Origin of the sequence: Nocardia sp. NPDC057455, from assembly GCF_042802775.1 — a bacterium.
Classification (GTDB): domain Bacteria; phylum Actinomycetota; class Actinomycetes; order Mycobacteriales; family Mycobacteriaceae; genus Nocardia.
Genome location: NZ_JBHVDM010000163.1, coordinates 1 through 6,345, shown reverse-complemented (window position 1 = coordinate 6,345; position 6,345 = coordinate 1). Strand labels below are relative to the sequence as shown.

Below are 6,345 nucleotides of genomic sequence, written 5' to 3'. Positions count from 1 at the left end.
GGGGGCGCCCGCTCCGCTTATTGGGGGCGGGGTTCTTAACGGCGCGGGCCCCCGCGGCAGGCCGGGGCCCCACTTCTGTGCACCGGTGCTCAGGCGCGGGCGAAGGCGAGCGTTTCGCCCTGCACGCCGTGCAACCACAGCGTGTTGCACGCCGCGGCGATCTCGGCCAGCCCCTCCTCGATGGTGGCGAAGACATTGCCCGGCACCCACCCGAGGTCGCCGTTGATCAGCAGATTGTTGCGACCGTAGAACAGTGCGAGATCGGTGGCGCCGCGCTCGTGCTCTGCCGCGGAGCCGGGCTCGTAGCCGTAGGCCGGATTGCCGATCTCCCACGGCTCGAAATCGAACAGGCAGACGTCGCCGGGTATCGGCGTGACCGTCGGATTCTCCCGGTGCGGGGCGGCACCGATCCGGGGGACCAGGGTGTACACCTCGTTGCGGGCGTATTTGGCGTGGAAAGCGTCGCCTTCCTGCGGCAGCGCGTTCCACACCGCCGCACAGGTGCGCGGCGCTTCCTCGTCCAGCAGGCGGGCGCGGCAGGTGATGGCGGCTTTGGTGAGCGTGATGGTGATGTAGCGGGCCATGCGGTTGCTTCCTGATCGGTGCCCGCCGGGCGGGCACAGCGGACGGATGATTCGCGAGCTACAACTCGGCGAGCACCTCGGACCAGATCGCCAGAGCGTCCTCGATCTGCGTATCGGTCACGATCAGCGGCGGGATCATCCGCACCACGTTCATGTGCGCGCCGCAGGTCAGCAACAGCAGTCCCTTGTCCACCGCGGCGCGCTGGGCGGCCGCGGCGGTCGCCGGATCGGGCTCGCCGGTAGCTGTGGTGAACTCGGCGCCCGCGAGCAGTCCGAGACCACGGACGTCACCGATCGCCTTGGTGGCGCTGTCGCGCAGACCACCCAGCAGCTGTGCCCCCCGGTCGGCCGCGTTGGCCACCAGCCCCTCGGATTCGATGACTTCGAGTGTGGCGATCGCCGCCGCGCACGCCACCGCGTTGCCGCCGTAAGTGCCGCCCTGCGAGCCCGGCCATGCCCGCGACATCAGCTCGCGCGAGGCCGCGATGCCCGACAATGGGAACCCGCTGGCCAGCCCCTTCGCGATGGTGATCACGTCGGGTCGCACGTCGAAGTGCTGGTGACCGAAGAACTTCCCGGTGCGCCCGAAGCCGGTCTGGATCTCGTCGAAGATGAGCAGGATGCCGTGCCGATCCGCGCGTTCGCGCAGCCCACGGAAGAACTCGGTGTTGCCCGGGACGTAACCGCCCTCGCCGAGCACCGGCTCCACGATGAACGCGGCGGTCTCGGCGGGCGAGGTAAGTGTGGCGAACAGATAGTCGAGTTCGCGTAGTGCGAAAGCGGTCGCTTCCCGCTCGCTCCAGCCGTAGCGGTACGCGGTGGGGAACGGCGCGACGTGCACCCCTGGCATGAGCGGGCTGAAGCCGGCCGAGAAACGGGTGCCGGAGGTCGTCATGGTCGCGGCGGCCACGGTGCGGCCGTGGAAGCCTCCGTGGAAGACGACTACGTTCGGGCGTCCGGTGGCCTGGCGCGCCAGCCGTAGCGCGGCTTCGACCGCCTCACTGCCGGAGTTGGCGAAGAACAGCGCGTCCAACCCTTCGGGCAGCACCGTCCCGAGCCGTTCGGTCAGTTCCAGCAGCGGCCGATGCAGCACGGTCGTGTACTGGCCGTGGATCAGGGAGGCCACCTGCGCCTGCGCGGCCGCGACCACCTTCGGGTGGCAGTGGCCGGTGCTGGTAACGCCGATTCCGGCGGTGAAGTCCAGATAGCGGCGCCCGTCGGTGCCGTAGAGATAGCACCCCGCGCCGTGGTCGACGGTCACCGGAGTGGCCTGTTTCAGGATGGGCGAGAGCTCGGTCATGGTGATTCGCCTCCCGGAGCGGGTGGGATGGAGATTGTCTATTGTCGGATTGTCGACAATATGCATAACATGGCGGCACGGGTCGCAGCAATGGCCGAACGCTGCGCGGTGCCGAGAGGAGCCACCGAACCATGCTCACCGAAAGCGCGCTGAGCGTCGCCGAGCGCGCCGCGATCGACACCGTGCCGCGAGGCCTGTTCATCGAGGGGCGGTGGCGGGCCACGGCCCGGACGCTGCCCGTGTTCGACCCGGCGACCGGTGAACTGCTGTGCGCGGTGGCCGACGCGGATCCGGCCGACGGTCGCGCCGCGCTGGACGCCGCGTGCGCGGCGCAGCGGGACTGGGCGGCCACGCCGCCGCGTGCGCGCAGCGATCTGCTGATGCGCGTGCATCGCGCGTTGCTGGCCGAGACCGATCGGCTCGGGCTGATCGCGACGCTGGAGATGGGCAAGCCGCTGGCCGAGGCGCGCGGCGAGATCGCCTACGCCGCGGAGTTCTTCCGCTGGTTCGCCGAGGAAGCCGTGCGGCTGGACGGCGGGTACATGCCCGCACCGACCGGCGGTTCGCGTTTCCTGGTGGCGCGACAGCCGGTGGGTCCGAGCTTGCTCATCACGCCGTGGAACTTCCCCGTGGCGATGGGCGCGCGCAAGATCGCGCCCGCGCTCGCCGCGGGCTGCACCTGCGTGGTGAAACCCGCCGAGCAGACGCCGCTGTCGATGCTGGCGCTGGCCGAGGTCCTGGCCGGCGCCGGGCTGCCCGCCGGGGTGGTCAACGTCGTCACGACGGCCGATCCCGCCGCGGTGATGACGCCGCTGATCCTCGATGCCCGCTCGCGCAAGCTGTCGTTCACGGGCTCGACGGCGGTCGGCAAGCAGTTGCTGGCGCAGTGCGCGCAGACGGTGATGCGCACCTCGATGGAGCTCGGTGGGAACGCGCCGCTGCTGGTGTTCGACGACGCCGACCTGGACGAGGCGGTCGAGGGCGCGGTGGCGGCGAAGATGCGCAACATCGGCCAGGCGTGCACCGCCGCCAATCGCATCCTCGTGCAGCGCGGCGTCGCCGAGGACTTCGCACGCGGGCTCGCCGCTCGGTTGGCGGCCCTGCCGATGGGCCGGGGCACCGAGCCGGACGTCGTGGTCGGTCCGCTGATCGACGCCGAGGCCGTCGCCAAGGTGCAACGCCTGGTCGATGACGCCCTCGCTCGCGGCGCCACGGTGCTCACCGGCGGAACCGCGCCGGACGGGCCGGGCAATTTCTACCCCGCGACCGTCCTCGTCGACGTCCCCGACGACGCCGAGCTGTGCCATACCGAGATCTTCGGACCGGTCGCCGCGATCGGCGTCTTCGACACCGAAGCCGAGGCGGTGAGCCGGGCCAACGACACCCCGTACGGACTGGTCAGTTACGTCTTCACCGAGAACCTCCGGCGCGGATTCCGGGTCTCCGAAGCGCTGGAAACCGGCATGGTGGGCCTGAACCAAGGCGTGGTGTCCAATCCGGCCGCACCGTTCGGCGGTGTCAAGGAGTCCGGGCTGGGCCGCGAGGGCGGACTGACCGGGATCGATGAATTCCTGGAGACCAAGTACATCGGAGTGCGACTGTGAAGGAGTTCCGGTGAGCGAGTATCGCATCGCCACCATCCCGGGGGACGGGATCGGAGTCGACGTCACCGCGGCGGCGGTGGGCGTACTCGACGCCGTGCTGCCCGGTCTCGAGTGGACCGAATTCGACTGGTCCTGCGAGAACTACCTGCGCACCGGGGCGATGATGCCGCCCGACGGCGCGGCGCGGCTGGCGAGCTTCGACGCGATCCTGCTCGGCGCGGTCGGCTTTCCCGGTGTGCCCGACCATGTTTCGCTGTGGGGCCTGCTGATCCCGCTGCGCCGCGCCTTCGGCCAGTACGTCAACCTGCGCCCGGTGCGGCTGCTGCCCGGCACCGAGTCGGCGCTGCGCGACCGCACCGCCGACGACTTGGACATCCTCATCGTGCGGGAGAATTCCGAGGGCGAATACTCGCGGATCGGCGGCATCCACAACGAAGGCCGCGCTGACGAATTCGTGCTCCAGGAGTCGGTGTTCACCCGCACGGGATGCGAGCGGATCATCCGCTACGCGTTCGAGCGTGCCGCCGAACGGTCGGGGCGGTTGTGCTCGGCGACCAAGTCGAACGGGATCATCCACTCGATGCCGTACTGGGACAGCGTCTTCGAGCGCGTCGCGGCCGAGTATCCCCGGGTGGCGACGCGGCAGATGCACGTCGACGCGCTGGCCGCCGAACTCGTGCTGCACCCGGACCGGCTGGACGTGATCGTGGGCTCGAACCTGTTCGGCGACATCCTCTCCGACCTCGCCGCCGCCGTGACCGGTGGACTCGGTCTGGCGCCGTCGGGCAATATCAATCCCGAGCGCAGCGGCCCCTCGATGTTCGAAGCGGTGCACGGCAGTGCTCCCGATATCGCCGGTCAAGGCATCGCGAACCCGGTCGCGCAGATCCTCGCGGGCGCCATGCTGCTCGACCATCTCGGCGAGGCCCCCGCGGCCGCCGCGGTCGATCGAGCGGTCTGCGACGTGCTCGCCGCCGGCGAGATCCGCACCCCGGATCTCGGCGGCAGCGCGACCACCACCGAACTCGGCGACGCCATCGCCACTCGCGCGGCCGAGCTGGCGCGCCGAGCCGCCACGGCCGAACCGGGCTGACCGGATCGCGCTGCTCCATCTTCCCGGCCGTCGGTAATCATCCGGTGAGCCAGATGGCCTCGGCGGCGGGGCGTCCGAGGTCGGTCGGCGACTCGGTGGCGCCGATGCGGATGGCGATGGTGCCCGCGAAGTCGCGGCGCTCCACCACCGTGATGGTGGTGTCCAGGGCGATGCCGACGGAGTCGAAGTAGCGCAGCATATCGGGGTCGGCGTCGGAGATGCGGGCGACGCGGCCTGCCTCCCCCGCGTGGAAATCGCTGAGCTGGCGCGCGGGCGGGGTGGGCACCGCGCCGTCCACCGACGGGATCGGGTCGCCGTGCGGATCGCGATCGGGGTATCCGAGTTTGGCGTCGATCCGGGCCATCAGCAGCTCGGAGACCGCGTGTTCGAGCACCTCGGCCTCGTCGTGCACCTCGTCCCAGCCGTAACCGAGCTCGTTCACCAAAAACGTCTCGATGAGCCGGTGCCTGCGCACCATCGCGACGGCGGCGCGGCGGCCCTCGGGGGTGAGGGCGATCGCACCATAGCGGGCATGCTCGACCAATCCCTGATCGGCGAGTTTCCGGACGGCTTCGGACACCGTGGAGGCCGACACGCCGATCCGCTCGGCGAGCAATTTGGTGGTCACCTTTTCTTGCGACCACTCCTGCGCGGTCCAGATGACCTTCAGATAGTCCTGTGCGACCGATGAGAGCACAGGCGCGATCGTGGCGGTACCGCCGTGCGTATCGCCCGGCGCCGGGGCGTCGGCCAACTCGCGTCGAGTGGCGATATCTCGTTTACCTGGCACACACCCGAGCTTAGGCACTGGCGTGCCGATACACACATCCTCGACCCGTCGTCGACCGATCGCAAACGAATCGCGATTCGGCGTTCATCCGCGAGTGGCCGGATCGATGTCCGTTGCCGCGGGCGGAGTCGGTAGCGCCGATCGCGCGGCGTCCGAGAGTCCGAGCGCGCGCCGATCCCGGGTAGTCCGATGGCAGCGCAACGACGGTCGATTCTCGGCTGGAGCTCGAACATCCGGTCCCGCCCATCGAATCTGCGGACGGTCGAGACGGGCGAATTCAACTGGGGCACAAACCTTTCGGGTGCAGCGCGCAGAAGAAGCGGAGACTCCCCCGGTGGTGTCGTACCCCGGAGTGCCGCGCTCGCTTTCGGCCGACGGCGGCATTCTCAGCCGCCTCGCCGAGTTCGCCGGGAAAGTAAGGCGGTGCCGGGCGCCGATCAGCCCGCTCGATCATCCGCCGCCGCATCTTTCCGAGACCTTCTCGGAAAGAGATCGCCGCACGCCGCCGCGGACGGCGGACGAACACGTAGAAGCGCGGAATTCGCGGAGAAAGCGGCGTTTTCGCCGACACGTTCCCCTCGTTTCCGGCAGCGGGCATTTGTCGGGATGTCGTGAACCTCGGCAATGTTGTACCTGATCGCACGACGTCCACGGCTGGGGGCGGTATGGAGGGGAATGTGGTCGCACCGCGTAAGACGAACGGCTCCCGCAAGCCGGCGCGACCCGCGCCGTATCGAGTCGGCGGCGCATCGGCCGGACGAGCCGGCCACGCCCGTCGTCGGATCCGGCCCGGCTCGCCATCGGCCCGCGCCGGAAGCGTTGTGTGAGATCCGCACGCCCGAATACTGTTCGCTACCTGATTTGCGTAGGCTGCGCACTGTGCAGAGATGGCGAAGTCTCGACGGGAGCTTTTGCCCACCTGCGAAAAGGGTGTGAAAAACGCCTTCTGAGCAGCGGGTTTGCCGAGTCTAGAA

General features: G+C 69.4%; 5 protein-coding genes. 2 read left to right on the top strand and 3 right to left on the bottom strand.

Annotation, left to right across the window (positions count from 1 at the left end; translation table 11 throughout):
* Positions 1-89: 89 nt before the first annotated feature.
* Both ACFU5M_RS33735 and ACFU5M_RS33730 read right to left on the bottom strand, forming a co-directional pair.
* A complete protein-coding gene (locus ACFU5M_RS33735) occupies positions 90-584 on the bottom strand; it encodes a DUF3830 family protein (protein ID WP_379055552.1) in 495 nt (164 codons plus the stop codon).
* Between the two features lie 58 nt (positions 585-642).
* Complete coding sequence (locus ACFU5M_RS33730) at positions 643-1,884, bottom strand: aspartate aminotransferase family protein (protein WP_379055550.1); 1,242 nt, start codon at positions 1,882-1,884, stop codon at positions 643-645.
* A 131-nt stretch (positions 1,885-2,015) separates the two neighbouring features.
* Here ACFU5M_RS33730 and ACFU5M_RS33725 point away from each other — a divergent pair, with 131 nt between their 5' ends.
* Both ACFU5M_RS33725 and ACFU5M_RS33720 read left to right on the top strand, forming a co-directional pair.
* A complete protein-coding gene (locus tag ACFU5M_RS33725) occupies positions 2,016-3,488 on the top strand; it encodes an NAD-dependent succinate-semialdehyde dehydrogenase (protein WP_379055548.1) in 1,473 nt (490 codons plus the stop codon).
* 10 nt (positions 3,489-3,498) lie between these two features.
* Positions 3,499-4,581 carry a tartrate dehydrogenase gene (locus ACFU5M_RS33720; RefSeq protein WP_379055546.1) on the top strand — a complete coding sequence of 361 codons (1,083 nt, stop codon included), beginning with the start codon at positions 3,499-3,501 and terminating at the stop codon, positions 4,579-4,581.
* Between the two features lie 37 nt (positions 4,582-4,618).
* On the opposite strand, the gene ACFU5M_RS33715 is transcribed toward ACFU5M_RS33720, so the two are convergent.
* Positions 4,619-5,287, bottom strand: a complete 669-nt coding sequence (locus tag ACFU5M_RS33715) for a metal-dependent transcriptional regulator (protein ID WP_379055554.1) — start codon at positions 5,285-5,287, stop codon at positions 4,619-4,621.
* Positions 5,288-6,345: the final 1,058 nt, after the last annotated feature.